The organism is Sporomusa termitida (assembly GCF_007641255.1).
GTDB classification, from domain to species: Bacteria; Bacillota; Negativicutes; order Sporomusales; family Sporomusaceae; genus Sporomusa; species Sporomusa termitida.
The window spans coordinates 1,740,070-1,766,904 of record NZ_CP036259.1; the positions used below are offsets into that span (position 1 = coordinate 1,740,070).

Genomic DNA, 26,835 nt, shown 5'->3' on the forward strand with positions numbered 1-26,835 from the left:
ATCTTCCTTCTGTCGCCGCGAAAACGTCCCGGGCAAGGAAAAGGGGCAGGTGAAAGGAGGTGAGAAAAACAAGTTTTTTCAGATTATTGCGTTTATTAACGCGGAAAGGATGAAATTATGCTACTTATGCTACGAAACAGATCATTACTGTGTAAAATGTGTTGCTTGACTCCCGCTTTAGTTCTGGTATTCAGTGCGGCTTCGCCGACTTTTGCCGCCAGCCCTAATACCAGTCAAGTTGCCGGCCAAGTAGCCGACAGTGTAAAACAAAGCCAACCTCCTATTCAGCCCAAAAGCGACATCAGCATCGAGGTAAACGAACCACAACGGGAGAAACCTGCGCCGCCGGCAGGCCCTACAATTAAAGTCAGCGGCTTTCGTATTACCGGCCAGAGCATCTATAGCGAAGATGCATTGCAGGAGTTGCTTAAAGACGCGGTTGGCAAAGAACTTACTCTCGGCGAACTGCAAGATATTGCCGGGCGTACTGTTGCCCACTATTTCCGCAACCAGGGCTTTGTGGTGGCCACCGCCTATATTCCGGTTCAGGAAATAAGGGACGGCATAGTGGAAATAGCTGTAATGCCCGGAAAGTACAGCGGGATTGATATCCGGAACCACTCCAGGCTGTCCAATGCGGCTGCCGCCAAATTTTTAAGCGGCATCAAGGCTGGTGATTATGTGAAACGAGACGAACTGGAACGCGTGTTGCTCCTTCTAAACGATATTGGCGGAATCAAAGTTGAATCTGTTCTGACTCCGGGCAAGGAGGCCGGCACCACTGAACTTGTTGTCGATATCAAGGATGCCAACACAGTGACCGCGACTTTATTGGCGAGCAACTACGGCAACCGTTACACCGGTTCCGAGCAGAGCAACCTGGACATCAACTTCAATAACGCCACCGGCCAGGGGGACGTGCTGAGCATTGGCGGCAGTTATACCGGCCACGGCATGAACAATTTCAGCATGAATTATATGCTTCCGTATGGCAGCCGGGGCTGGCGGCTGGGCGTGAATTATTCGCGCCTTAACTACACTCTTAAAGAGGAGTATGCTCCCCTTGCGGCCAACGGCAAATCCGAAACCTATGGCGTTTATGGCCAGTACCCGTTCGTCCGTTCCCGAAATTATGACCTTTATGGGCAGATTGGCGTAGCTACGCGCCGGCTTGTTGACGATATTGACTTGTTCAACTCCTCCAACCGGCGGAAAACCGATTTTGTTACCTTGGGCCTTAACGGTATCAGCCGGGACAGCCGCGGCATAAACAGTTTCGACCTAAGCCTGGTGAGCGGTCGGCTCAATTTTACCGGCAAAGAGGATATTTTCGGAAACAACTGGGAGGTTACCGACGCCCAAGGGGCGCAGACTGCAGGACATTACACTAAAGTAAACGTTACTGCCAACCGCTACCAGCATTTGAAAGACCGGTTGAATTTATATCTGTCGATTAAAGGCCAGTTGGCCAGCAAGAACCTTGATTCTTCGGAGCAGCTCTATCTCGGGGGAGCCAATGGCGTACGGGCCTATCCCCAGGGCGAAGCTAACGGCGATGAGGGCTATATACTAACCGGGGAACTGCGCTATGACCTGCCTACGCCCAAATTCCAACTGGCAGCGTTTATTGACAGCGGCCATGCCGGCGGCAGTAAAAACAACTGGAAAGGCAGCTCTCCCTCCCGGACGCTTAGCGGCGCGGGGCTGGGTTTAATCCTAAACAATTGGCAGGAATACCACCTGCGGGTCGATTACGCGTGGAGGCTATCCTCCAGCCAGGCTACTACGGAAAGCGACAAGCACGGCCGCTGGTGGTTGGCCGGCGTACGGTATTTCTAACCTAACAGAATGGTAATGACAAAGGAGGGGGAACGGGAGGAAAGCTCAACAGCCTCGGGGTGGGGCTTCTTCTACCATCAATTAAATTAAAGGAGTGATCATCTATGAACCGAAAATGGCGACGCGAGTGGGGCCGTCAGAAAAAAGGGCAATCAGCAGCCCGGTCACCAACCCCGGGCCGGAGTTCGCTGCAAACCCTGGCCAAGATCATACTGCCGCCGGTGGCGGCAGCCACCCTGCTGCTGACAGCTATGCTGCCGGCCTATGCCAACCCGACCGGAGGCCAGATTACCGCCGGGGCCGGCAGCATCAGCCAAAGCGGCAACACCACCAATATCAGCCAGACTACCAACAAACTGAGCATCGACTGGCAGAGCTTCAACATCGGCGCCAACGAGACGGTCAACTTTCTGCAGCCCGGGGCAAGTGCTATCGCTTTGAACCGGGTGGTGGGCAATAACGCCTCCAGCATCTACGGCAAGCTGAACGCCAATGGCCAAGTGTTTTTGATTAATACCAACGGGATTTTATTCGCGCCCGGCTCGTCGGTAAATGTAGGCGGGATTGTGGCTTCAACGTTAAATATTTCCGACGCCGATTTTCAAAAAGGAAAGTATGATTTTACCGGAAATGGCGGTTCGGTCACTAACCAGGGCTCGATTACGGCCGGTAACGGCGGCTATGTAGCGCTTTTAGGCGCCCAGGTTTCCAACCAAGGGGTAATCGTCGCCAACCAGGGCACGGTTGCGCTGGGGGCCGGCAGTGCCGCCACCCTTGACTTTCACGGCGACGGACTGTATAGCCTGGCCGTAACGCAAGCAGCCCTGGATGCCCTGGCCGAGAATCACAAGCTTATTCAGGCCAACGGCGGACAGGTGTTTATGACCGCCAAAGCAGCCAGCGCCCTGGCCGGCTCAGTACTCAACAACACCGGCGTAATTGAGGCGCAAAGCATTGGCAATGCCAACGGGATCATCACGCTTGACGGCGGCAGCGTCGGCGCGGTTGTCAACAGCGGCGTGCTGGACGCTTCCGGCAAAGACGCCGGGCAAACCGGCGGCACGGTCAAGGTTTTGGGCAATGACCTCACCCTGGCGGCCGGAACGGCTATCGACGTGTCCGGCGCTAACGGCGGCGGTACGGTTCTCCTCGGCGGCAACGAGCAGGGCCGGGGCCCGGAACAAAATGCCGCCGCTACTACGGTCGCCAACGACGTCACCATTAACGCCGACGCCATCACCGCAGGCGATGGCGGCACAATCGTAGTCTGGTCCGACGGCGTCACTTCCTTTGACGGGACAGCCAGCGCCAAAGGCGGCACAAGCAGCGGCGACGGCGGCTTCGTTGAGACCAGCGGCAAAAGACTGAAGATTGGCGACAACGCCCTCATCACCACCGCGGCTGCTAACGGGAAAACAGGCACCTGGCTGCTTGACCCGGACGGCTTCACCATCTCGGCGGTAGGCGGCGACATTACCGGCGCTGAGCTCGGCAGCCAACTCGGCTCCAACAATGTGACGATTGCCTCAACCAGTGGCAGGGGCTACGACGGCAGCATCAACGTCAACGATACAGTGAACTGGTCGGCCGACACAACTTTGAGCCTCAACGCCACCAGCAAGATCAATGTCAACGCGCCGATTACCGGCAGCGGCGCCTCCTCCGGGCTAGCGCTGAACGCGATGCTGGACATCAACATCAACTCGCCCTCGTCCCTGCAGGTGAATACGCTCACCGCCAATGCCGCCGGCAATATCAATTTCAACGCGCCGCAACGCTGGACTAACGGCGGGGCGTGGTCGTTCACAGGCAATAACATCAACGTTAACGATACGGTCAACTGGTCGGCCGGTATCCTGACGCTCAACGCCGGCAAATTCGTCAACCTCAACGCCGTAATGACCGCCGCCGACCAAGGAAGTCTCGCCATGAACTACAATGACGACATTGATACGAGTGCGGACGCCGATGGCAATCCGACTTCCAAATACGGAACGCTCCTGGGCGGGCTTAGCCCCCTCTTCAACAAAGAGACAGGGACCTACGCCGGCCGGATTGATTTCAGCGGCAATACCGCCGGCAATCCTCTGACCATCAACGGCAATCAATACACGCTCATCACCAGCATCGCTTCCCCGACCCTGGCCGACGGCGCGGCCAACCCTCACGATATAAGCGTCATCAACAAGAACGGCGGCCGTGGGTTCTATGCGCTGGCGGCAAACCTGATTGCCCCGGACACGGATTTAACCGCTTATCTAAGCAACAACGGTGCAGCATCTTATCTGATAACCAGCATCTCTGCTGGCTCCGTCTTGGAGGGGCTGGGGAACAATATCGCCAATCTGAGCTTAAAAAACAGCAGCAATACTGTGGCTGTTTCCATGATAAAGAATAATTACGGCACTGTCCGCGACCTCAGCCTGACGAATATAAATTTCATCGGCAGGAGGGGCGCCACCATCTTCGATAGTAACGATGGCAGAATCATCAATGTAGCGGCAAGCGGCAGCCTGACCATTTCCAACCCTTATAACGAATTGGCCACTATAATCGGCGGTCTGGTCGGCGGCAACTCTGGCCTCATCTCCGGCGCTTACGCCAAGGTGGACATAACTGCGCATTCTGCGTCTAATATCGGCGGCCTGGTCGGGATTAATTATGGCGTCATCCAAAACTCCCTGGCCGAAGGGGCGGTAACGCTATATGCCGACGATTATCTTTGGGGCTCTTCGGCAATAGGCGGATTCGCCGGACTAAATAACGGCGGCTCCATCTTCAACTCCGGAGCCACAGGGAACGTGACCGTGGGGACGGATGTCAACAACGGATTGGCCGCCGTTTCCGGCGTGGGCGGGTTTGTCGGACAAAATGGATATACCTTTGATGCCGTGATAAAACCCGGCTACATTGACAATTCCTACGCGACCGGCAACGTGTCCGTCAGTGGGGGGAGAGTCAGTAACATCGGCGGCTTTGTTGGAACATCCCCAGCTACCGGCAGCATCACCAATTCCGCCTCCTTCGGCTCGGTGCCGGCCGCAAGCAGCGCAGTCAACAGCATCACTAACGTCGGCAGCTTCGCGGGGTATCTTGCCGATACCACCGTCATGGCAGGTAATACTTACAACCCCGCGACTTCGCACAGTCCCAACGGCGTCGGCAGCGGCAACCCGAGCGGTCTGACCAGCACTACCAATACAGAGCCGTCGTCCACGCAGGGGCCGTTGTCATCGAACGCCCAACAAGCGCAGCAGGCCGCCGAGGCGCGGTCTGAAGCTAAAAATCTGACCGACCAAGCCGCGGCGCAACAAACGACTGCCGGCACGTACGCTGCGAAAGACCAAGCAATCGCGATAGCGCAGGCCAGCATCAGCGAGCAGTCCGGCCAAACTGAGGGCAATACGTTGAACCCTGCAGAGGATCGGTCGGAACCGGACAACCTGTGGCAAGTGTCGGACGACTCAAGCAGTTATTCGGCCGACATCACAGCCGTGCAGGCGGATGGAGTCGAATATCAGTTGGAAGACGCCGAATATAACGATGAGGACGACGACGCCAAAGGTTAACGCTTAGGCTCAGGATGACAAAGGGGATTGCACGATAAAACTGAGGAAAACCAAAAAAATGAATGGAGAAATCAATATGCATGAACAGGTGCTGACTAATGTAATTGATTACGGTATTATCGGGATTTTACTGGTTCTGAGTATAGCCGTGGTGGCCATATCGCTGGAACGCTACGTTTTTTACCGGAATCTGAACATTACGGATTTTCAGGATATCAAATATTTAGAGCTGATACTAACCCGGAGACTGTTCCTCGTCGCTTCGGTAGGGGCGAATGCTCCCTATCTGGGGCTGCTGGGCACCGTACTGGGCATTATGCTGACCTTCCACAACATGGGCTCAGATGCCAGCGCTATCGACACTGGCAAGATTATGACCGGACTGGCCCTGGCGCTGAAAGCAACCGCAGTAGGGCTGGTAGTGGCGCTTTTGGCGGTCGTGCTGTACAATGCGCTTTTGCGGAAAGTCAGGGTACTAATGCTGGAATGGGAGATTGCCAATGGACGAAAAGCCGTTTGAAAATATGAATGTTATCCCCTTCGTGGACATCATGCTGGTGCTGTTGACCATCGTCCTGGTTACCTCCAGCTTTATTGCCAGCGGCAGAATCCCGGTCAATCTGCCGCAGGCTTCCCAAAGTGTTGCGCAGGCGGATCAGGCTGTAGCCATAGAGATCGAAAAGACCGGAACCATTTATTTCGATGGGAAAGCAGTCACGCTGGACTCCCTCAAGGCGAACCTCCAGCCGTTGGGCCGGGAAACCAGTTTCGTCATCCGGGCGGATAAGGACGTCACCCTGCAATATTTTATTGATGTGGTCGACCTTTTGAAACAAATGAGTTTTCAGAAGGTCGCGGTGCAGACTAAGGGCCACGGTTAACCCTTCGGCACAACAAGGCTTATGCGGTGTAATGATACAGGTAGCATAACACCGTAAATACGTTATACGGGGATGATGTGAGGGTGCATTGGTTGGGAAAACTTAATCTTTTCCACTGGCTCGCAATTTCTTTACTGCTGCATGTAAGCTTGATTTCGCCGCTGTTTTTGACCACCCTGCACGCGGCGCAGCAAAACAGAGCGGAACGGCTCAGGCTTGAGCTTTTTGGGATGGTTGCCAACCGTCAGCTGGAAGAGAGACACGAGAGCGTGGCAGAGCCGCAGCAAGTGAGCAAGGTCCTGCCCGCGCCGACGCCGGCGCCGGCTAACTATCAAACCGTAAAAAGTCCGGTGCTGGTAGAAAAAGTGGAAGAGGCGCCTTTCAAACCGGTTTTGGCTGCTCTCCATACGGCGGACGCGGCAACCGAGCAAAAACAACAAACCATCAGGCCTGTGACGGAAGACAGTCTCCAGCAGTACATGGCCAGGGTAACAAGAAAGGTCCGGGGACATCTGACGTATCCCCAAGAAGCCAGGGGAAACGGGATGAAAGGCACTACGACGATCGCCTTTACCATTACTTCATCAGGTGACATTAAAGGAAATTCTTTAAGGGTGCAAAAAAGCAGCGGCTATGCAGTCTTAGACTCCAGCGCCTTAGCGTCGGCTCAGGTCAGCGCGCCGTTTGAAGAACCTCCCAAAGAAATTAGTATCGCGATTGCCGTATCATTTAATATCGAATAATGTCGAAAGGTTTGAGAGTGCGCCGATTGAGGCCGGCCGGTTAACTTCAGGCCAAGAAAAGGAGTGAAATAAGCAGTGTCAAAAAAAATCAAAAAACAACCGCACAAGCAAAACCGGCAAAAAAACCTGGCGGTGGCTATGGCATTGGTCAACGCCTTCAACAGCGTCGTGCCAATCGCTTTAACGGCGGCGTCGCCGGCCGCCGCCCTGCCTGTGCCCCGGCAGGGCGAAATGGGCCGGAACCTGGTCACCAGCTTCAACGGCACCGGCCAGTTGCTGAATCGCTTGTTCTTTAGCACCGCCTATGCGCAAACGATTAACGCCGGGGAAACGAAAGATGTAGAACCGGCCAACAATAATACTCCGGCCAGCGGGGACGTTGTCAACAGCGGCGGCATTCAGAATGTCAACAGCGGCGGCAGCGCGTCCGGTACCACCGTCAGCGGCGGCGGCACGCAGAATGTCAACAGCGGCGGCAGCGCATCCGGTACCTACGTCAGCGGCGCTTATACTAACTACGCCGCCCAATATGGCATCCAAAATGTCAACAGCGGCGGCAGCGCGACCGATGCCATCATAACGCGGTACGGCACGCAGAATATCAACAGCGGCGGCAGCGCGTCCGGTACCACCGTCGACGGTTACAGCGCCACCCAAAATGTCAACAACGGCGGCAGCGCGGTCAATACCGTCCTTAACAACAGCGGTACTATGAATGTGTCCAGCGGCGGCGTTGCCGTCGATACTACCATCTACGTCAGCGGCAGGCAGAATGTGAGCAGCGGCGGCAGCGCGGTCAATACCGTCATTAACAACGGAGGCGGTCAGACTGTGTTCAACGGCGGGACCGCCAGCGCCACGACCGTCAACATGGGCGGTATTCAGACTGTGTCCAGCGGCGGCAGCGCCGTCGATACCGTCGTCAATGGCGGCAGTTTGGGTTTGAGCAGCGGCGGCAGCGTCAGCTCTGCCACAGTATCTTCCGGCGTACTTGCCCTTGTCGGCAACGCCCAAGCCCTTGATACAACGCTGAACGCGGGCTATGTGCTACGCGCCACTACCAGCGCCACACTGACGACAACCGATCCGAATGTCTATATCAGCAGCGGCGTCGCCCAGAACCTTACTTTAAACGGCGGCAATCTGACGGTGTACAACAACCACAGCGCCGGCAACACGACCCTCAACGGCGGCGCGATATATGTGAACAGCGGCGGGGCCGCCGGCAACACTAGTATCAACAGCGGCACTTTGACTGTGTCCAGCGGCGGGGCCGCCAGTAATACGACCGTCAACGGCGGCACTATGTTTGTGTCCGGGGCCGCCAGCCATACGACCGTCAACAGCGGCGGTACGATGCGTGTGTTCAGCAGCGGCGGCGCCGCCAGCTCTGCCACCATAGCTTCCGGCGGCAGCCTTGACCTGCTTGGCAACGCCAGCGCCCTTGATACAACGCTGAATGACGGCTCTATTCTGAGCGCCACTACCAGTGCCACGCTGACGACAACCGATCCGAATGTCTATATCAGCGGCGGCGCCGCCCGGAACCTTACATTAAACAGCGGCGGCACTCTGACTGTTCTAACCGGCCACACCGCCGGCAGTACAACCATCAACAACAGCGGCACTCTGACTGTGAGCAGCGGCGGCAGTGCCAGCTCTACCACAGTAGCTTCCGGTGGCAGGCTTACCCTTGTTGGCAACGCCAGCGCCCGTGATACAACCCTGAATGACGGCTATATTCTGAGCGCCACTACCGGCGCCACGCTGACGACAATCGATCCGAATGTCTATATCAGCGGCGGCACCGCCCGGAACCTTACGCTAAACAGCGGCGGCGCGCTGACTGTCAACAACACCCACAGCGCGGTTAACACCACAGTAGCTTCCGGCGGCAGGCTTACCCTTGCCAGCGGCGCCAGCGCCACTGAGACCACCCTGAACGCGGGCTATGTACTAAGCGGCACTACCGGCGCCACGCTGACGACAACCGATCCGAATGTCTATATCAGCGGCGGCACCGCCCGGAACCTTACTTTAAACAGCGGCGGCGCTCTGACTGTTCTGGCCGGCGACACCGCCAACTCCACCACAGTAGCTTCCGGCGGCAGGCTTACCCTTGCCAGCGGCGCCAGCGCCACTGAGACCACCCTGAACGCGGGCTATGCGCTAAGCGGCACTACCGGCGCCACGCTGACGACAACCGACCAGAATGTTTATATTGACAATGGCGTTGCCCACGGCCTTACTTTAAACCGCAGCGGCGCTCTGGATGTTCTAACCGGCCACACCGCCGTCAATACAACCATCAACAGCAGCGGTACGATGCGTGTATCCAGCGGCGGCTCCGCCGTTGATACCGTCGTCAATGCCGGCGGTCTTCACTATGTGTCGAGCGGCGGCAGCGCCAGCAATACCGTCGTCAATGGCGGCGGTCAGTATGTATACAACGGCGCCAGCGTCAGCGGTACGACCGTCAACAGCGGTACTATGGCTGTATCCAGCGGCGCCAGCGCCGGCGCTACGACCGTCAACAGCGGTACTATGAATGTATACAACGGCGGCATCGTCAGCGAAACAACCGTCAACGGCGGTACTGTGAATGTGTCCAGCGGCGCCAGCGCCAGCGCTACGACCGTTAACGGCGGTACTATGAATGTGTCCAGCGGCGCCAGCGCCAGCGCTACGACCGTTAATGGCGGTACTATGACTGTGTCCAACGGCGCCAGCGCCAGCGCTACGACCCTCAACAGCGGTACTATGACTGTGTACGGGGGCGCCACCGCCAGCAATACGACTGTCAACAACGGCGCTACACTTGTTATTCCTAACGTCGGTGCCAAAATCGTCAGTGCCAGAGTCCTTGACACAACCCTGAATGACGGCTATATTTTGAGCGTCAATATCATTACCAACGTCACACTGACGACGACCGATCCGAATGTCTATATCAGCGGCGGCGTCGCCCACGGCCTTACTTTAAACAGCGGCGGCAGCCTGACTTTGTCCGACTACGATACCGCCCGCAATACGACCGTCAACAACGGTGGTACTATGACTGTGCTCAGCCGCGGCAGCGCCGTCGATACCGCCGTCAATGGCGGCGGTACCATGACTGTGGACGGCGGCGCCGCCGCCAGCTCTGTCATCGTAGCTTCCGGCGGCAGGCTTACCCTTGCCAGCGGCGCCAGCGCCCTTGCTACAACGCTGAATGACGGCTATATCCTGAGCGGCACCACCGGCGCCACGCTGACGACGACCGACCCGAATGTCTATATCAGCGGCGGCACCGCCCGGAACCTTATTTTAAACAGCGGCGGCGGTCTGACTGTTCTGGCCGGCGACACCGCCAACGCCACGACAGTATTTGCCGGCGGCCTGCTTAATATTTCCGCCGGCGGCAGCGCCACCGATACCATCCTGAAAGAAGGCTATATTCTGCAAGCCACTACGGGCGCCACCCTGGAAATAATTGACGAGAACACCGGCAGCGCCGGCAGCGCCGGTATCAGCGGCGGCATCGCCCGGAACTTTACTTTAAACAGCGGCAGTATTCTGACTGCTCTAAACCTGGACGGCCATAGCGCAATCAATACCACCGTCAACGCGGGCGGCGCTCAGTATGTGTACGGCAGCGCCAGTTCCGCGACCGTCAACAGCGACGGGACGGAGGTTGTGTTCGCCGGCGGCAGCGCCGATCATACCACAGTGAATGCCTACGGTGTTCAGCAGGTGTTCGGCAACGCCAACGGCGCGACCCTCAACGGCGGTATTCAGTATGTGAACAGCGGCGGCAATACCGATCATAACATTGTCAACAGCGCGGGTATTCAGTATGTGCTCGGCAGCGGCGCCGCCAGCGGCACCACTGTCAACAGTGACGGCACTCAGTATGTGAACAGCGGCGGCAGCGCCGGCGGCGCCATTATCAACAGTGGCGGGGCGCAGTATATATCTAGCGGCGGCAGCGCCGACGCTGCCACTGTCAACAGCGGCGGCAATCAGACGGTATACAGCGGCGGCAGCGCCGGCGGGACGGTCGTCAACGGCGGCGTTCAGATGGTGAGCGCCGGTGCCGGCGTGACCGATACGACGGCCGATAGCGGCGGCAGAATCATCCTGATAGGAAACGGCGCGGCTCTTTCCGGCCAAACCATGCTGGATGACGCTACCGTCCAGCTGCGGGGCCTCGGCAGTTATACCATCGACCAAGCGGAGGTTATGAACGGCGGCACCTTCAATCTCACAGGCAATACCGTTGCCAGCCTGCAGAACGGCGCTGCCCTTGATAAAACGGTCGGGCACAGCCTGACCATCAACAATCTTTCCGGCGCGGCCAGCTTTATCATTAATACCGACCTGGCCAACAACCAGGCCGACCGGATTGCCATTACCAGCGGCACGGCCCAGCACACCCTGCAGGTAGCCTACGACCCGCTCTATGGCACCGGCAGCAGCCTCAACGGCGTTGCCGCCTCCTTTGCCCACGTGGCGGATGGGACAACCTTTACAGCAGTTTCCACCGAATACGGCGCTTACCGTTATACGCCCACGCTCGAAGCCGACGCGCAGGGTACCAACTGGTCAATCACCGGACTGACCCAAACCGGCTCCAGTGAAACAGCGTACACCGCCTCCGGCGCGGCAGCCGGCAATCTCATGCTCTGGCGGTGGGAAAACAACAGTCTGAACAGCCGCATGGGCGAGTTCAGAAACGAAGACGTCAACCCTGGCGACTGGTTCCGTATCTATAAAGGCGAACATGAAATGATCGGCCTGGAAGGCCGCCGCGCCACCCAGAAATACACCAGTTTCCAGTATGGTCATGACAAGGCCGTCCAAATGAGCGGGCGCACCTGGCGCGCCGGCTACACCGTAGGGTTTACTGACGCCAACAGCACCTTCTCCCGTGGCGAAGGCGACTCTACCAGCCTGAGTATAGGCGCTTACGCCGCTTGGCTGGGCGACAAGGGGCATTACCTCGACCTGGTTGTCAAACAAGGACGTCTGCGTACCAGCTATGACAGCTACCTCAACAATTCCGCGCAGACCAAAGTCAGCGGCAGCTACCATAACTGGGGTACCAGCGCGTCGGCTGAATACGGCTACCGCAAAGCGCTGACCGGCGGCTGGTATGTCGAACCGCAGGCCGAGGTTATACTCGGGCGCATCAGTTCGGCCAACTATACGGCCAGCGACGGCACCAACGTCAACCACAACGCCATGAACTCCGTCATTGGCCGCCTGGGTCTGGCGGCAGGCAGAAGTTTTGGCAATAGCAGTTTATATGCCAAAGCCTCGATTTTCCGGGAATTAAGCGCCAAATCCAGGGTTACCATGTCGACCGGCAATATGGGCGCGGTCACATTGGAGCAAGATCTGAAACAAAATTGGCTGGAGTTTGCCTTGGGACTGACCGGGCAGTTGAAAGACAATACCAATAGCTATATGGAAATAAGCCGCACTACCGGCGATAAAGTGAAAACCCCCTGGCGGGTTAATCTGGGAGTCAGATGGGGTTTTTAGTTCAACAGAGTTGAGACGCAAAGTGGCTGGAGTATATTAAAAATAATCAGAAAAAAGGTCGCGCAATAACATTATTGAGTTGAATAAATCTAGTGCTTGATAAAAGGAGAGGAAAATTATTCATGAACCAAACGCAAGAAGGAACACCCTCCCAGCCAGCCAAGAAACCCTACGCAGTCTTTGACGCCGGTCCGCTCACTTGCAAAACCGACGTTAGCGGATTAGAGTTCGACTTTAATTATGGAGTTCGCGTCCAAGTCCCGGCAGGCAACTGGCGCGTCAAAATCACCGACCGCGATACCTTTGTCACCCTCTATGACGATAGAGCAGACAATGCTTTGGTTAGCAGCACCAAAAAATATTACGTCAATTTTGGCCTGGAAGTCTACCTGGACGATAAACTGATACTGCGCCATGGCATGAACTTGTCAGGAAAAAAAGTTCTCATCAAATATCCGGTTGGCACTCTGGGCGACATCATTGCCTGGTTTCCTTATGCCCAGGCCTTTAAATACAAACATGATTGCGAGGTTTACTGCGCCATGGCCCCCGAAATGGCCGATCTGTTTCGCCCCGCTTACCCGGAACTAAACTTCATAGGTCCTGACGAGCGTCCCCCCGAAATTTACGCTTCTTATTACATGGGCATATTCTTTCCTTGTGATGACCGTGTGCACCAGCCGGTGGACTGGCGCATCGTCGGGCTGCAGAAAACCATTCCCTACCTGCTCGGCTTGCCGGTGGAAGAACTTCGCCCTAGCATTTTGCCGCACAACTTGGAAAGAACCATAGCAGAGCCCTATGTTTGTATTGCCGTCCAGTCCAGCAGCCAGGCCAAATATTGGAACAACGGCAACGGTTGGCTGGAGGTTATCAAACATCTCAAGAGCAAAGGTTATCGCGTACTGTGCATTGACAGGGAAAATTGCCACGGCGCCGGCAGCCGTTGGAACACCATCCCTCATGGCGCTGAGGATTTTACCGGGACGCTACCGCTATCACAGCGGGTCGATCTTCTCTATCATGCCGACTTTTTCATCGGTCTCTCCAGCGGTCTGTCCTGGTTGGCCTGGGCGGTTGGCAAGCCGGTGGTTATGGTCAGCGGCTTCAGCCTGCCTAGCGATGAATTTTACACACCATACCGCATTATCAATTACCATGTTTGTAATGGCTGCTGGAACGACAGCACCATCGAGTTTGATCATACCGACTTCTCCTGGTGTCCGCGGCACAAAAACACAGACAGACAATTTGAATGCACCCGTTTCATCAACGCTAGCTATGTTAACAGCGTTGTGGATCAGTTAATCCGCGACCATAACTTCAACCCAAGAAAGGAGTAAAATAAGCGGGGCATTTGTCCTATCGGCTGATACCTGCTCCGGGCCAATAATGATCGCCCGGCATAGCCATCCTGCGGCAGTACGTATCGAGAGTGACAAAACAAATCCAGGGCCATCTGGAATGTATCGGAAAAAAGGCAGTCCGGTCATCGCCTTTATCATCACAGCGGAAGTATTTAAAAAGATTACCGGAAAGCAAAGGGGGTATTCATGAACCGGGAAATTTTTGCCGACGCCATCAGCTCGATCCACGTCACCGGCAATCTTGTCCGGATTGATTTAATGACGGTGCAGCCGCACCTCAAGAGTGACAACGGTCAGCCGGTGGTCGAAGTCAACCGCCGGATCGTTATGCCGCTGGAAGGCTTTGTCCAGTCGCTGGCGGTACAGGAGAATATTATCAAGCAGCTCATCGACGCCGGGGTGTTGAAGAAGAATCCGCCGGAGGGGGCGGGCGTGGTCCGCCTGGCGGAAAAAAAGGCGGAGAAACAGTAATATCATCGGAAAGGGAGGTGGCATATGAACTAATACGAGATGTCTATAAGCAGTAACCTTATGACTGGGTATGATATTGAGCATAACGCCAGAGTCAGTGTTCGGGGGAATGAATTGCTTATTACGAACATTTCGGAAGATTCGTTTGTTTGGTGAAGGTGTCCGAGCTGATTCGTAATATTTCAGAAAACCGTCACTGTGACGAAAGTCAATCGGTGACGGTTTTTTAACAATTATAAGTAATTCTAGATTTGTAATGCTCTTGAATACCTTGTTAAGCATCCTCCGTATTCAGCGTACAGCATGTTCATGGTGTCCATTATAGCCTCGCTGGTTTTACCAGGAATTCGAATGGCAAGGTAGTTATTGGTGAAACGCTCAACCAATGTCAGAATAACGGCCTCTTTATCAGAATAATATAAAATGCCTTTAGCCATTACCAAAGTAACGGCCAAAGGCATTTTAACCTATATCCCCCAAATAGGCACAATCAAATTCCGGCTGTCAAACGCCGACAGCCTATCAGTCGTACAAAGCACAGTGCCTGTTCCGCGCTCCAAAGTAGCCTTGTCAATTACACCAAACACACGCGTGAGCTGGCTTTGAGGCGTGGCGGTTTTTGGATTGTCAACACTTAGTCGGACATATCTTATAAGGTCTGTTGTCGAAATTGAACGGGCGTTAAGTAATTGAGCGAACCATGAATTCGTATATTATAAACCAGTCAATGTACTGAGCAAGTTCATGGCGCAGATGAGGCAAACTATCAAAATTTCGTCCATACACAAATTCCGTTTTAAAAATCTTAAAAGTTGCTTCGGCCACAGCATTATCATAGGGGTAGCCCTTCATACTCAAGGAACGTTTAATATTAAAGGTTGTAATACCTCATCAATCAGTTCACTTTTAAATTCACTGCCCCTGTCAGAATGAAACATTTGAATTTTACGCAGATCTGTCTTCACGGTTGCAAAGGCATCGTAGACCAATTGGGCATCTTTATGGATGCCAGCACTATAGCCGATAATTTCTCGGTTAAATAAATCAATCAGGATGCACACATAATTCCATTTATAATTGACCCGGACATAGGTTAGGTCACTAACAACGACCACATAGGGGGCTTGGCCTGTAAATTGCCTCTTTAATTCATTTTGAACAGGCTGTTCATTGCATTTCTGCCTCTAGGGGTTAAACTGGGCAACCGTATACTTTGAAACTAGTGACTCGCCAAAGTTATAACTTAGGATACAGGTGTTTTAATTTATCTCTTGCCTGAGCTGTAGTAAAGTGCCAATCAACTGTTTTACCCGCAGAATTACGCTGCTGTTCCCAAGCAGATAATTCACGATTCAGCAAATCAATGGTCGGAATGCGTCTTCCCAAACATTGAAGCGTCATCACATTCAATTCGATTTCAGCGATATTAAGCCAGCTACCATGCTTTGGAGTATAGTGAATTTCCAGGCGTTTAGCCAAACGCAGTGCCTTTTCCGGTGCAAAGGCTTCATGTAGCGAAGCGATAGAATGCGTATTCAAATTGTCCATTACCAGCCGGACTTTTGCTGCGTTTGGATAAAAGACATCCAGTAGTTCCTCAATGTGAAGCGCCCAATCAATTTTGGTACGCCTTTTACTGGCTCTGTGAATACAAAAATGCTGCACGCTCCTTGGCGCACATATTCATAATTTTCTTTCCGGACTTTTCCCGGCTCCATTGGCAAAGGCTTCAATAAATCATCCAGCAGTTGGTAGGGCTGCTCATCCATGCAAATAAGCGGGATAGTTTCCTCATAGGGCATCGCATAAACTTCAAGGATATCTTCCATACGGCTTACAAATTCGCTGCTGTATTTTTGCGGTATGCACCATTGCTTTTTTCAGGTGAGGCTTAAGTTGTGTTTTTTTAAAGCGGTGCGGATGGTTTCATGGCTCACAGTTTCCATTATCCCCAGTTCTATCACCTTTTGCGCTAGCAGGCGTACTGTCCAGCGCGCTCGCCCATGCGGAGCCGCGCCGCAGGCCAAGGCTATGATTCGCGCCTCTTTTTCACCAGTTACAATTGGCGGGTTTGGCGGCGTTGCATACTTGCGCCGGCGCAGGCAATATTCCATTCCTTGCGTATCGTATTCTTTCACCAGACTATACACCGTTACGTCCGATACGCCGCATCGTTTGGCAATCTCTTCCTGTTTTGGTGGTTTGCCTGCATTCTCATCTGTATGCAGGAGTACGTTGCAGCGTTTCCTTATGTATTTGGATGTAGTCTCATTGTCTAGGATTTTTTGGATAGTTGTTCGCTCTATATCGCTCAATTTTACATGATATTTCTTGTTCATCGCTATACCCCCCTGTATAGCTTAATCATAATTCAAAACTTTGGCAAGTCACTAGCCCCTTCTTTTTCATGATCCTGCCAATCCGGCGGCGTGATATCTGATAGTCTAATTTTTGCAGTTCCTTCTTGATTTTTCTTGTCCCGTAGACACCATGGTTTCCAGTCGCCCTCATTGACCACCTTGGAAGTCGTATCCATGAGAAAAAGACGTTCAACCGGCTGCACCAAACTGCCGGCTGGCTATAAGAGTAGTTGACCGTAGCACCCATAGAATAGCTTGATAGTATATATATTATGAAAAGGCAACAAGCTCAATATAGAAATTTGCAAATACGCAAGATATTGATGCGCATTTGCAAATTTTTTTGCGTTTTTGCAATCATCATAAGCAATAAAAAATACATAAAAATTAAGGTCTGCATGACTTGTGCTTCAATTCACATGAAATCTTGTGAATACTTTGGGTATTCTGACGAAAAAGCATATAGAAGGTAAACAAAAAGGATTATCTATATTTAATGGACACGGTGATTAATCGAAAGGGGAGTATTATATAATGCTCCCCAACGTCAAGACACAGAATGGAGAAACCTAAGTTATGCTCCTTTCTATGTTTTTTGATATGAAACAGCCTCGCTGGGCATGTTTCCGAGATAATATTGAGCAGGGCATACTCCGCCCAGTGCGGAAAGTGGACGATGGGTATTGTAGGTCTTCATATACTCCCTGAGCATGATGCAGATCGCGGGGAGTCTCATATTCGTTGATGTAAATGCGGTTGTATAAGAGTCCGAAAAAAGCGCTCCGGCCGTGCGTTGTCCAGACACTGGCCCTTGCCGTCCATGGATTATAAAACCACATATGTAATTTTATACTAACAATTGGTCTAACCATAAATGTACTCAGGGAAAACGAAGTATTTAGTATTTTTGATGTAAGTATAAAATGACAGATAGTAGAGCGATTGTGCAGAGTATTACAAAAAAATATGATTGTACGCTAAGCTGAAAACAGCTTTTTTACGGATTTAACTTTCCGAAGCGATCCTGATCTTTTAAAAATCATGGTTTACGAACATTATTAGTTTGGCATGATTATTGCAATGATTAGGAAGATAGATTGCCTTTTAAATTTAAATACTTGTAAAGGAGTTTACTATGTTATGGAAATCAAAAAAATCTTTGTAATTGGAGCCGGTCTTATGGGGGCTGGCATTGCCCAGGTCGCCATTCAGAGTGGCTATGACGTAATTCTCAATGATATTAGCGAGTCCACGCTGGCAAATGGAGCTACTGGGATTGAGGAGCGTCTGAACCGTAGCGTTGCCAAAGGCTTTATGTCTCACGAGGAAAAAGACGCCTGTATGAAACGACTTACTTGTTCTATGGAGCTGGCTTCTGCCGCAGAATGCCAATTTGTCATTGAGGCAATCTACGAAAACTTTGAAGCAAAGCGAGCAGTTTTTGAAAAATTGGATGTTATCTGCCCACCTGAGACGATACTGTCCTCGAACACCTCATCGATTTCCTTGACCGCTCTATCCTCTGTAGTGAAGCGCCCGGAGAAGTTTATAGGCATGCACTTCTTCTCACCGGTTCCCGTAATGAAGCTGCTGGAGATCATACGGGGTCTACGAACCTCTGAAGATACGCTATCCGCTGCGCGAGAAGTCGGCGAACGCCTAGAAAAGGTCATGGTTGTCGCTAAAGACATGCCGGGTTTTATTGTAAACCGTATACTGATTCCGATGTTGAATGAAGCTGTGCAAATTTTAGACGAGAGTATTGGAACAGTCGAAGACATTGATAATGGCATGAAATGTGGCTGTAATCACCCTATGGGTCCCTTGGCATTAGCTGATATGGTCGGGTTGGACGTCCTCCTGGCTGCCATAGAAGTATTTTATTCCGAACTGGGTGACTCGAAGTACCGCCCAGCACCTTTGCTGCGAAAAATGGTGAAAGCCGGATACCTGGGTAGAAAATCTGGAGCAGGTTTTTATCTTTATGAGGCAGGCGGGAAAAAACTAGGGGTTAATCCTGTTCTCAATCAATAACATTCGGCGTTGGCTGACAATATTGAGCAGCCTTCGGAAAAAACACCGCTTTGAGAGCGGCGGGTATCATCTGATTTCATGGTGTCGCGGATGAGACAAATTTGTTGGCTGTTTTTCAACTTCGTTAAATCAGTAAAATGCCCCCTGGTCATTTCTGGCACCCTGGTTTGTTTGTCAAAAGGGGCGTGAATTTGTAATCCCTACATCCTTTAATAATGAAAGTGGTTGAATTAGTTAAAGAGGCAGGCAAGAGGTGGGGTTAACGATTTTAGTTATCTGGGCAGGTTTAACTAATCTTCTCAAGTTACAAAGAAGTACTAAAAGAAGCGAGGTAGAAAAATGTCTGAACTGAAAAACTATTTACTTGGTGACTATCGGGAAACTATCGATTATGTTGACAAAGTTTCGCGTTATGGGCTGACGAAATTCGCCCCATTAATTATATCGTGCGCCATTACAGGCGGCGTCCATGGTAAAGAGTCCAATCCCAATTTGCCTGAGACTATCGAAGAACAGGTACAGCAGTCGTATGACGTATATAATGCGGGTGCAAGTCTCATACACATACATGTTAGGGACAAAAACAATCTAGCAGTTAATACCCCGAAGACGGAAGATTATCTCGAAGTCAACAGTTTAGTACGCGAAAAGTGCCCAGAGGTTATCATCAATAATACATGCCTTGGTGGGCGAATGTTGAAACCAGACGGATCGGCTTCTCCGCAATTGTTGGTGTCTATTGGCGCAAAACCGGAAGTTGCAAGTGTTGATATAGCTTCATTTTCCTCAACGTTAAAACTTGCGGCTAGAAAACCGCCTCTGAGTGGTCGCGACAACGATGAGACGTGGGATGTGTCATATTTGATGACTATGGGAGATGCTGCCAGAACAGTGGAACTTATGAATGAGAACGGGGTTAAACCAGAGTTAGAGATGTATGATATCACAAATATTAAATATATCTCTAACTTGATTAACAAGGGCTTGCTCAAAGGACCGCACTGGGTGCAAATGATTTTTAATGGTACTGGAATTTACCCATCTGTTGAGAATATGCTCTCAGTAACCCGCTTACTTCCCAAAGATTCACTGTTTAGTGTTATCGGGATAGGTGCTGCCCAGACAGCCATGATAACTTTGGCTATAGCCCTTGGACATCATGTTAGGGTTGGTCTAGAAGATAACGTATTTTATGGTCCTCATCAACTCGCAACCAGTAATGCCCAAATGGTTGAGAGGGTTGTACGAATCGCCAAAGAATTAGGAAGGCCGATTGCAACTCCTGCTCAGTCTAGAGAAATGCTAGGACTAGGAGCTCCGCGGCAGTATACTTACAACAAATAGTTATAGTTATTGCTTTTGGAAAGTATTGGTATTGCCTGGTAACTCACCTTAGGTTTAAAACAGGAAATCAAAATTAGGTAAGCGGCCCCAAGAGCCAAAGCGTATAGTGACAGGGAATATCGAGCCAGTGGAGTTGTTCTGAACTACCTAAAAGGGGCTGTCGCGTTAAGAGAGCCCCTAAGACGAACAAAAGAACGGTAACCGGCATAGCCGGAAACCGTTCTTTTGTTGTAAAATCAGGTTGTGAAGCCCGAGAAAATACAATCAAATTATACAACAGAAGCAAATGTATATCAACCGCATTTGCGCTCATCCACGGCTGTACGGACACAAGGGGCAGTATAGTACTATGGCGGCGCATATGCCACCCGAGCATCAAAGCGGGCATCCACCATCTTTTGCTCTCAGTTCGATGTTGCCGGCTGGCATCTCAAGATCAGCGAGCCCACATTGGCTGACGCCATCTGTGATCGCATTGTCCACGACTCTTATATCATTGTGATCCAGGGTGATTCCATGAAAGAAATAAGGCATTACCGGATAGTTCCCTGTCGGCCGGGACTACCCCGACCTGCCCAGACTGTTCAATGTTACAAGCCCTGTGCACAACGACTAGCGGCAACTATGCACAATCTAAGCGGAATGCATGCACAATGTTAAACGGTCCAGTTGCACTCCCGCGCCGGAATATGCATGGAATGACAAAAAAGTCAGAAATAGAGACCGGTGGGAAACTCGAAGACATAATTCAATTGACTCTTTGGCGGAGTGGAGCGTTCAACTAGAGGCTGCCGGCGAATAGCTTACTGATTCCATCGAAGTGAGGGAAACAAGGGAAGCCTTACACCAGGCGCTGAATGAATTGCTTCCTCAGCAACCCAATTTGCTTCAGAAAGTGTACTTTGCAAGAAATCAATCTCGGAGATTGCTCGTGAAGAAGGCGTTTATGAAAGCACAATTCGTAATCGCTTAAGTAAAGGCCTTAAAAAAGATGAAAAATTTTTTTGGGATAGGGGGTGCGAATTTGCGTTTCCCGTGGCTATATATATTAGAGGCTTTTTTGTGCCTCAAAACATAACGAAAGAGGTGAAAAAATGGAAATTTGGATTGAAGGGGATAAGAGTAATTAATCTGATACAGGTGAAAATTGTGCTGCGATGGGGATTAAAATTGATGCTGAATTAAGATGCAATGTGATTCAGTTAAAGTGATCTTTGATAAATTTAGCGGTATCCCGGAGAACTTTATAACTTTCAGGAGTTCCTTTTCCTGTAATAGGAAAAGCATGAAAAGTTCCCTCAAATTTTTGCAGATCAACGTTGACACCTGCTTCTTTTGCTTTCTTAGCTAAACGTTCAGAGTCCTCAGTTAGAACTTCGGCGCTGTCACAGACAATTTTCAGTGGTGGAAATCCCTTATAATTGCCATAGAGTGGTGAAATATATGGATCATAAGGATTGTTGTTTTTGAGGTAGGATTTGATCTCACTATCAATATCGGCACTGATGATGATGTCTGTTGCACTGTTTTTGTTTCTGTCAATGGTACCTGTCAAATCAACAACAGGACTGTATACTGTAACAGATGTTGGAAGTGTAATACCGTCATCCATTGCTTTTAATGTCGTTACCAGTGCCAGATTAGCTCCAGCACTGTCGCCTATGACAGCAATTTTCTTATCAGGATATTTTCCGAGCAGGCGTGTATATACTGTATAACAGTCATTTTGTGCTGCTGGGTATGGATTTTCAGGAGCGAGACGATACGATAAGGAATATACTCTAAGTCCTGCTTCTGAAGCCAGCTGTGAAGCAAACCCGCGTGAACCAAGAGCACTTCCGGTTGTAAAACCACCGCCGTGAATGTAGAGGATAATATTATCTCCGGTAAGCTTTTCCGGAGCCGATAGCTCAACTGGAACACCGCCTAACTGACCCTTTGTAAAGGTCACACCTGGTTCAGCAGGCATTTTTTCCGAAGCCTTATCGATGGTTTCTCTAAGCGTGATATAATCAATGCTACCTGATTTACCCATGCCGTGCATTTTCATCATTTCTTTCATTTGCTCTTTTACGGCAGTCATTTCCGGGCTAACCTTGTACGATATATTTGATTTTTCCTTTCTGCCATAGCTGGCAAGGAAACTTGTTGCAACTACCAGTAATAATACCAGTACAATCATTTTTTTCATCTTTTCCTCCAGCTTTTAACAAAAAAATGGTAGTGTTAGGGTTATATATCCGTTCTCCTCGGCTCTCTTGCTTTATTTTCTCAGAGGACCGGCTATATGTACAGGTGTCGGTTTATCAATCTTACCTAATTAGTGTGAGTTAGGCAGGAATATTTTATGCCTATTGTTTACTGAGTAATCATGTCCATCTGTTACTCCGGGACAAGCAATTGCATTGTGGCTTGAGGAAAGTACATCACTACCGCACCCTAACCCGTGTTTCCATGTGTGTTTCTGCTATTTGGAAGTTTGCTCCATTAAATGCTAAGCCGCTACCTCACCCTTTGCATGATAGCGGCTTTTTGTCTTAAAGGTGACTAAGATACACGAAAAAGTATTGCTTTTTAGGAAAGGTCTTTTTAAGTATTGGCTACAAGTTATATTTTCGCATTTTTCTGTAAACATTTGATAGATCCAGCTTTAATATTTCTGCGACCTTTGCTGGTGTCTTAAATTGCGACAGGGCATGTTGTATCAACTGTTTCTCACACTGCTCCATGTAGAAACGGTGTGAGAAAGTATCCTCATGGGAAAACGGCAGACGTATTTGTTCCAGCTCATTCTTGCCGACGGTACCCTGTAAAAAAAATTTTGCTACTGTTTCGACCTGGAGGTCTGTATCAGGTATAGTACCCTGTAAGAAACTTTTTGGTATTGTTTCGACCTGTAGGTCTGTATCGGATGAGGTAACGACTATACGCTCTATAAAGTTTTTCAGTTCTCGGACGTTACCAGGCCAGTCATATGACAACATTGTATTTATCAATTCTTCGGAAAGCACCTTCATACGCGTATACTTTTTACAAAAATACTGGAGATAAAAAAAGGCGAGCGGGACAATATCTTCTTTGCGTTCCCGTAGAGGCGGTATGTGGATTGGAACAACACTAATCCGGTAATATAAATCAGAGCGAAAGTTGCCATTCCGGGCTAAGGTTTCCAGATTCTCATTCGAGGCGCATAGCAACCGAAAGTCTATTGGCTTAGCATTAAGGCTGCCAAGTCGTTTAACTGTCCTAGTTTCCAGCACGCGGAGCAGTTTGCCCTGTAGACCTAGGGGCATAGAGTTGATTTCGTCCAGAAAGAGCGTACCCCCGTTGGCTGATTCGATTAGTCCCATTTTGCCTTGGGTGGATGCACCGGTAAAGGCTCCCTTTTCATAACCCAAAAGCTCCGATTCTAGGAGAGTTTCAGGGATAGAGGCACAGTCTACGCTGATAAAGGGTCCCTTACTACGTAAACTGTTGCGGTGAGCGTATTCTGCAAGAACCTCTTTTCCAGAGCCGGTTGGGCCCACGATCAGGATGGAGGCATCTGTTTTTGACACGTTGGCCAACAGTACCAGCAACTCCTTCATCATAGGGCTCTCTGCAATAATGTCAGTAGTGGGTGCTTTTGTAACTAAACTAAAATCTGTACAGTTGTGCGTATTCAATATGCCTGCTTGAACTCGTTGATTCAAATTTTCCATGGATTCGACTATGAAGAAAATGTACTTGATACTGCCATCATTGTTGAAGGTTGGTGCTCCGGAGACAAACAACTGGTGAATTTGGTTAGAATCTTTATCCGTAATGGTCAGCAGGGCCACTACGGGTGCGTTTTTTCGAAGTACCTGTTCCCAGACACCGTTTTTAAAGTAACCCTGCTCCTTTAACTTTGGGATAGAACTATTCATATAAAATTCTCGTGTTTTATTGGCCAGCAGACCGCAGTAATGATCGTTGACGTAGAGATAATTGCCATTGCCATCCAGGACAAAGATCCCTATGTTAGTGTGCTCCAGTATTTCCAAGTAAAAATTGTTATCCATAAGCGCACCCACATTCATTTAATTATATTATTTAATAATAATATAACGCTATTTTTGCAATTTTACAACAAGTTTTGCAAAATTGCCTTTTATAGTGATGCCTGTTATTACCCTATTATTGAGTATCGTGTTTATTTTTGTTATGATATCTGTTTTAAGACTCAATGCTTTTTAATCTCTTATGCTTGTGTGCATATTTATAGCGTCGCTGAAGGACTGCCATTTATGAAGGTTATCACCTCAATTGAAGCAGGTTTAGGGGGGGGGACATTGGAAACTTAACTATGATTTTGGCACCAAAAAAAGGGGACAGCTCACTATTGACATGCAGCAGTTGAGATTGTTGACGTAGAGCGTGCCATTTGCCATCCGAAACCAAGAGCCCATGTGTTGCTACTCATCTAAAAAAATATTTATTTTAAATAATCAACACAAAATAAATGGCAATATCGCAAAAAATAATTGCAATATTGCCATTTGTTTTGTGTTTTTGCAAAGAGCATGGCAGTGTCTCACTCAACTAGGTTAAAATTATTTATCTCATTTTTTGTATATACCAAAAGGGCTGATGGGATTTCAGAAACGCAAGTTAATCAGATAGCCTGCGAATGCAGGTCTTTTTTTATTAAGATCAGAAAGTATAAGTTTTGCGAGGCAGAAAGTCCTTATAGACCAAGGATCGCCAAGGATAATGCCCGGTTTGGGCAAGGAGAAGGCGCCCCCGTAACCCCCGGCCCTTTGCCGGAAAAAGCGTTCCGCAGGAGAAAAGCCAGCGGTATTCCGTTAAGAAATCCGTACTGTTTGAGCGTAGCGAGTTTCGGATTTTAGGAATACCGCTGGCTTTTCAGCTCTTGGAGGCTTCGGGCCTAGACTTTTTGTTACTTTTGGGTCGATGCCAAAATAAGCTCAGGCTCTTGTTTGTCACCTTTATCTGCCAGGCGCAAAGCCAAAAGACCGCGCCAGCGGTTTTTCTTGTTGGCACAAAGTTTGCATAACATAAAAGTGTTAGGATAGTTCATATTGGTATCTGCAGTCCATTCGCCGAAGATAATCGATGGGAAGAAAGGAGGTGTACCTTAGGTTCCCGGGAGTGGTTTTCGAAGTAGGCGTAGGATAAGCTCTCTCAAGGGATATTGAGGTAACACGGTAAACTCATTGTTCCTTAGCTTGAGGCTTAGTAAATAACAAAACCTAAGGAGGAAAATAATGAAAAAGACTCTCGTAACCCTACTCGCACTCGTATTTGTACTGAGTATTGCCAGTTCGGTTTTCGCCGCTCCGAACAACTCCTTCGTTGACTTACCCGCCAAGCATTGGGCGTATGTGGCGGTACAAGAATTAGCCCGAGTTGGAATTATCGATGGATATGGTGATGGCGAATTCCGGGGTGAGAAATCTATGACCCGTTATGAAATGGCCCAAATCGTATATCAGGCTATGCAAAACTCATCTAAGGCCGACGCTGTTCAAAAAGCACTAATTGATAAACTTGCTGCTGAGTTTGCTCTGGAACTTAACAACCTGGATAAACGCGTAGCAAAACTTGAAACTAAAAACAATGTGGGCCTTACGTATGAATCTCGCATCCGCTACATGGGTAACGAAGCTTCAACCGTTAAGGGCACGAGCCAGTTTGACTATCGGCAACGCATCCATCTGAACGGCGCGGTCAACGACAAAGTCGCCTACACTGCCCGTCTCGAAGCTGGCGGCTACTTCGGCAATGGTTCCACCGGCACCATAGGATTCAACCGCGCGTTCTTCAACATTAAGGACTTCGCCGGTATTGATATGATCACCATTGGCCGCTTCGGCACTCACGGCATCACCAACGGCCTGTTGAATGCCAAAAGCATGAATAATGACGGCGTGATCTTCACCCAAAAGCTAAGCGATGTGACCACCGCACAATTCATGGTTGCTGACGTGGCAACCAACTCTGAGTTCGGTCTTCTTAACTTAAACTTTAAGGCCAGTAAGGACCTCAAGTTAAACATTGCTTATACCGACTACGGCTTTGGCAATGTAGCTGCAAGCCCCCTCTTTGTCCCCACCGCTTGGAACAACATGGGTGGCAACCAAATCGATGTGGGTCTGAATTACAAGCATGGTGGCCTTTATCTGATGAGTGAATATGTCGCCAACAAGATTAGCGAAGGGGCCTATTCCGGGACCAACCCGAAAGCTTGGATGGTCCAACTGGCCACCAATCCAAGCACTGTAATTTACCCGTTTGCTGGCATAGTCAACCCGGCAAAAGCTCATGATCAAGGCTTCCTGATCAATTATCGGAACATTGACGCCAACGCTGTTCCGGTAATGTCCGCTTATGCGGGCGCAAGCTCCTACAACGGCAACGCGATGGCTCAGGCTCTGGTGAACGGAATGTATACTGATGACAACGTAAAGGCTTTAACTGTTGCCTACCAGAACGTTTTCTCCAAAGGAGTTGTCTTTACGGCCGCATATAGCGACCTCAAACAGAAAGTCGGTACTTTGAAAGACAAAGAGTGGGACCTTAGCTTCCAATTTTTCTTCTAAATTATTATCTCAAGTTGAAATATTATCGCATTCGTTAAGCAACATCGCGACTCATCTGAAAAGTATTATTTAAAATAATATAACGCGAAAAGGCAATATTGCAAATAATTTTAGCAA

The 26,835-nt window shown here is 50.1% G+C and carries 18 protein-coding genes and 2 pseudogenes; 12 read left to right on the top strand and 8 right to left on the bottom strand.

The features are described 5' to 3' along the window. Nucleotides 1-165: 165 nt before the first annotated feature. The 8 genes from SPTER_RS07805 (at nucleotide 166) to SPTER_RS07840 (ending at nucleotide 14,396) form a co-directional block, all read left to right on the top strand. Complete coding sequence (locus tag SPTER_RS07805; RefSeq protein ID WP_170233197.1) at nucleotides 166-1,839, top strand: ShlB/FhaC/HecB family hemolysin secretion/activation protein; 1,674 nt, start codon at nucleotides 166-168, stop codon at nucleotides 1,837-1,839. Nucleotides 1,840-1,943: 104 nt separating this feature from the next. Then, nucleotides 1,944-5,408, top strand: a complete 3,465-nt coding sequence (locus tag SPTER_RS07810; protein WP_144349874.1) for a two-partner secretion domain-containing protein — start codon at nucleotides 1,944-1,946, stop codon at nucleotides 5,406-5,408. Nucleotides 5,409-5,466: 58 nt separating this feature from the next. Next, a complete protein-coding gene (exbB, locus tag SPTER_RS07815) occupies nucleotides 5,467-5,928 on the top strand; it encodes a TonB-system energizer ExbB (protein WP_211367517.1) in 462 nt (153 codons plus the stop codon). Then, a complete protein-coding gene (locus tag SPTER_RS07820) occupies nucleotides 5,909-6,289 on the top strand; it encodes an ExbD/TolR family protein (RefSeq protein ID WP_144349876.1) in 381 nt (126 codons plus the stop codon). The genes exbB and SPTER_RS07820 overlap by 20 nt, the downstream gene beginning before the upstream one ends. A gap of 92 nt (nucleotides 6,290-6,381) precedes the next feature. After that, a complete protein-coding gene (locus SPTER_RS07825; RefSeq protein WP_144349878.1) occupies nucleotides 6,382-7,032 on the top strand; it encodes an energy transducer TonB in 651 nt (216 codons plus the stop codon). Between the two features lie 75 nt (nucleotides 7,033-7,107). Beyond that, nucleotides 7,108-12,558, top strand: a complete 5,451-nt coding sequence (locus SPTER_RS07830; protein ID WP_144349879.1) for an AIDA repeat-containing protein — start codon at nucleotides 7,108-7,110, stop codon at nucleotides 12,556-12,558. Nucleotides 12,559-12,680: 122 nt separating this feature from the next. Then, nucleotides 12,681-13,901 (top strand): autotransporter strand-loop-strand O-heptosyltransferase, encoded by a 1,221-nt coding sequence (locus SPTER_RS07835; RefSeq protein WP_144349881.1) that lies wholly within the window; start codon nucleotides 12,681-12,683, stop codon nucleotides 13,899-13,901. 210 nt (nucleotides 13,902-14,111) lie between these two features. Beyond that, on the top strand, nucleotides 14,112-14,396 hold the full coding sequence (locus SPTER_RS07840; RefSeq protein WP_144349883.1) for a hypothetical protein: 285 nt from the start codon (nucleotides 14,112-14,114) through the stop codon (nucleotides 14,394-14,396). Nucleotides 14,397-14,641: 245 nt separating this feature from the next. On the opposite strand, the gene SPTER_RS07845 is transcribed toward SPTER_RS07840, so the two are convergent. The 6 genes and pseudogenes from SPTER_RS07845 to SPTER_RS24655 all read right to left on the bottom strand — a co-directional run. Beyond that, nucleotides 14,642-14,833, bottom strand: a complete 192-nt coding sequence (locus SPTER_RS07845; RefSeq protein ID WP_144349885.1) for a hypothetical protein — start codon at nucleotides 14,831-14,833, stop codon at nucleotides 14,642-14,644. 212 nt (nucleotides 14,834-15,045) lie between these two features. Continuing rightward, nucleotides 15,046-15,625, bottom strand: a pseudogene (locus tag SPTER_RS25280) (IS3 family transposase); the annotation flags it as partial. Nucleotides 15,626-15,632: 7 nt separating this feature from the next. Then, complete coding sequence (locus SPTER_RS07865; protein ID WP_170233199.1) at nucleotides 15,633-16,061, bottom strand: transposase; 429 nt, start codon at nucleotides 16,059-16,061, stop codon at nucleotides 15,633-15,635. Next, on the bottom strand, nucleotides 15,944-16,225 hold the full coding sequence (locus SPTER_RS24650) for a hypothetical protein (RefSeq protein ID WP_170233071.1): 282 nt from the start codon (nucleotides 16,223-16,225) through the stop codon (nucleotides 15,944-15,946). The genes SPTER_RS07865 and SPTER_RS24650 overlap by 118 nt, the downstream gene beginning before the upstream one ends. Nucleotides 16,226-16,276: 51 nt before the next feature. Next, on the bottom strand, nucleotides 16,277-16,735 hold the full coding sequence (locus tag SPTER_RS07870) for a helix-turn-helix domain-containing protein (protein WP_144349889.1): 459 nt from the start codon (nucleotides 16,733-16,735) through the stop codon (nucleotides 16,277-16,279). 46 nt (nucleotides 16,736-16,781) lie between these two features. Further along, nucleotides 16,782-16,892 (bottom strand): annotated as a pseudogene (locus SPTER_RS24655) (IS3 family transposase); the annotation flags it as partial. Nucleotides 16,893-17,896: 1,004 nt separating this feature from the next. Here SPTER_RS24655 and SPTER_RS07885 point away from each other — a divergent pair. The 3 genes from SPTER_RS07885 to SPTER_RS07895 all read left to right on the top strand — a co-directional run bounded on the left by SPTER_RS07885 (nucleotide 17,897) and on the right by SPTER_RS07895 (nucleotide 20,794). After that, nucleotides 17,897-18,790, top strand: coding sequence for a 3-hydroxybutyryl-CoA dehydrogenase (locus SPTER_RS07885; RefSeq protein WP_211367518.1), 894 nt, complete (start codon nucleotides 17,897-17,899; stop codon nucleotides 18,788-18,790). 339 nt (nucleotides 18,791-19,129) lie between these two features. Then, the gene (locus SPTER_RS07890; RefSeq protein ID WP_144349893.1) at nucleotides 19,130-20,134 is read left to right on the top strand and encodes a beta-keto acid cleavage family enzyme; all 1,005 of its coding nucleotides are present in this window, start codon (nucleotides 19,130-19,132) and stop codon (nucleotides 20,132-20,134) included. 435 nt (nucleotides 20,135-20,569) lie between these two features. After that, on the top strand, nucleotides 20,570-20,794 hold the full coding sequence (locus SPTER_RS07895) for an ATP-binding protein (protein WP_246105606.1): 225 nt from the start codon (nucleotides 20,570-20,572) through the stop codon (nucleotides 20,792-20,794). 538 nt (nucleotides 20,795-21,332) lie between these two features. On the opposite strand, the gene SPTER_RS07900 is transcribed toward SPTER_RS07895, so the two are convergent. Together SPTER_RS07900 and SPTER_RS07905 are read right to left on the bottom strand one after the other, a co-directional pair. After that, entirely contained in the window at nucleotides 21,333-22,325 is a 993-nt protein-coding gene (locus tag SPTER_RS07900) for an alpha/beta hydrolase (protein WP_144349895.1), read from the bottom strand. A 409-nt stretch (nucleotides 22,326-22,734) separates the two neighbouring features. Further along, nucleotides 22,735-24,177, bottom strand: a complete 1,443-nt coding sequence (locus tag SPTER_RS07905; protein ID WP_170233201.1) for a sigma-54 interaction domain-containing protein — start codon at nucleotides 24,175-24,177, stop codon at nucleotides 22,735-22,737. 1,206 nt (nucleotides 24,178-25,383) lie between these two features. Between SPTER_RS07905 and SPTER_RS07910 the strand changes: the two genes are divergently transcribed. Then, nucleotides 25,384-26,718 (top strand): S-layer homology domain-containing protein, encoded by a 1,335-nt coding sequence (locus SPTER_RS07910; protein ID WP_144349899.1) that lies wholly within the window; start codon nucleotides 25,384-25,386, stop codon nucleotides 26,716-26,718. The last annotated feature ends 117 nt before the right edge of the window (nucleotides 26,719-26,835 follow it).

Excerpts from the sequence above, each read along its gene's own strand:
- SPTER_RS07885 (WP_211367518.1), top strand. The coding sequence starts at position 17,897 with ATGGAAATCAAAAAAATCTTTGTAATTGGAGCCGGTCTTATGGGGGCT.
- SPTER_RS07870 (WP_144349889.1), bottom strand. The coding sequence starts at position 16,735 with ATGAACAAGAAATATCATGTAAAATTGAGCGATATAGAGCGAACAACT.
- SPTER_RS07835 (WP_144349881.1), top strand. The coding sequence starts at position 12,681 with ATGAACCAAACGCAAGAAGGAACACCCTCCCAGCCAGCCAAGAAACCC.
- SPTER_RS07900 (WP_144349895.1), bottom strand. The coding sequence starts at position 22,325 with ATGAAAAAAATGATTGTACTGGTATTATTACTGGTAGTTGCAACAAGT.
- SPTER_RS07810 (WP_144349874.1), top strand. The coding sequence starts at position 1,944 with ATGAACCGAAAATGGCGACGCGAGTGGGGCCGTCAGAAAAAAGGGCAA.
- SPTER_RS07820 (WP_144349876.1), top strand. The coding sequence starts at position 5,909 with ATGGACGAAAAGCCGTTTGAAAATATGAATGTTATCCCCTTCGTGGAC.
- SPTER_RS07845 (WP_144349885.1), bottom strand. The coding sequence starts at position 14,833 with ATGGCTAAAGGCATTTTATATTATTCTGATAAAGAGGCCGTTATTCTG.
- SPTER_RS24650 (WP_170233071.1), bottom strand. The coding sequence starts at position 16,225 with ATGGAAGATATCCTTGAAGTTTATGCGATGCCCTATGAGGAAACTATC.
- SPTER_RS07910 (WP_144349899.1), top strand. The coding sequence starts at position 25,384 with ATGAAAAAGACTCTCGTAACCCTACTCGCACTCGTATTTGTACTGAGT.
- SPTER_RS07905 (WP_170233201.1), bottom strand. The coding sequence starts at position 24,177 with ATGGATAACAATTTTTACTTGGAAATACTGGAGCACACTAACATAGGG.
- SPTER_RS07890 (WP_144349893.1), top strand. The coding sequence starts at position 19,130 with ATGTCTGAACTGAAAAACTATTTACTTGGTGACTATCGGGAAACTATC.
- SPTER_RS07840 (WP_144349883.1), top strand. The coding sequence starts at position 14,112 with ATGAACCGGGAAATTTTTGCCGACGCCATCAGCTCGATCCACGTCACC.
- exbB (WP_211367517.1), top strand. The coding sequence starts at position 5,467 with ATGAATGGAGAAATCAATATGCATGAACAGGTGCTGACTAATGTAATT.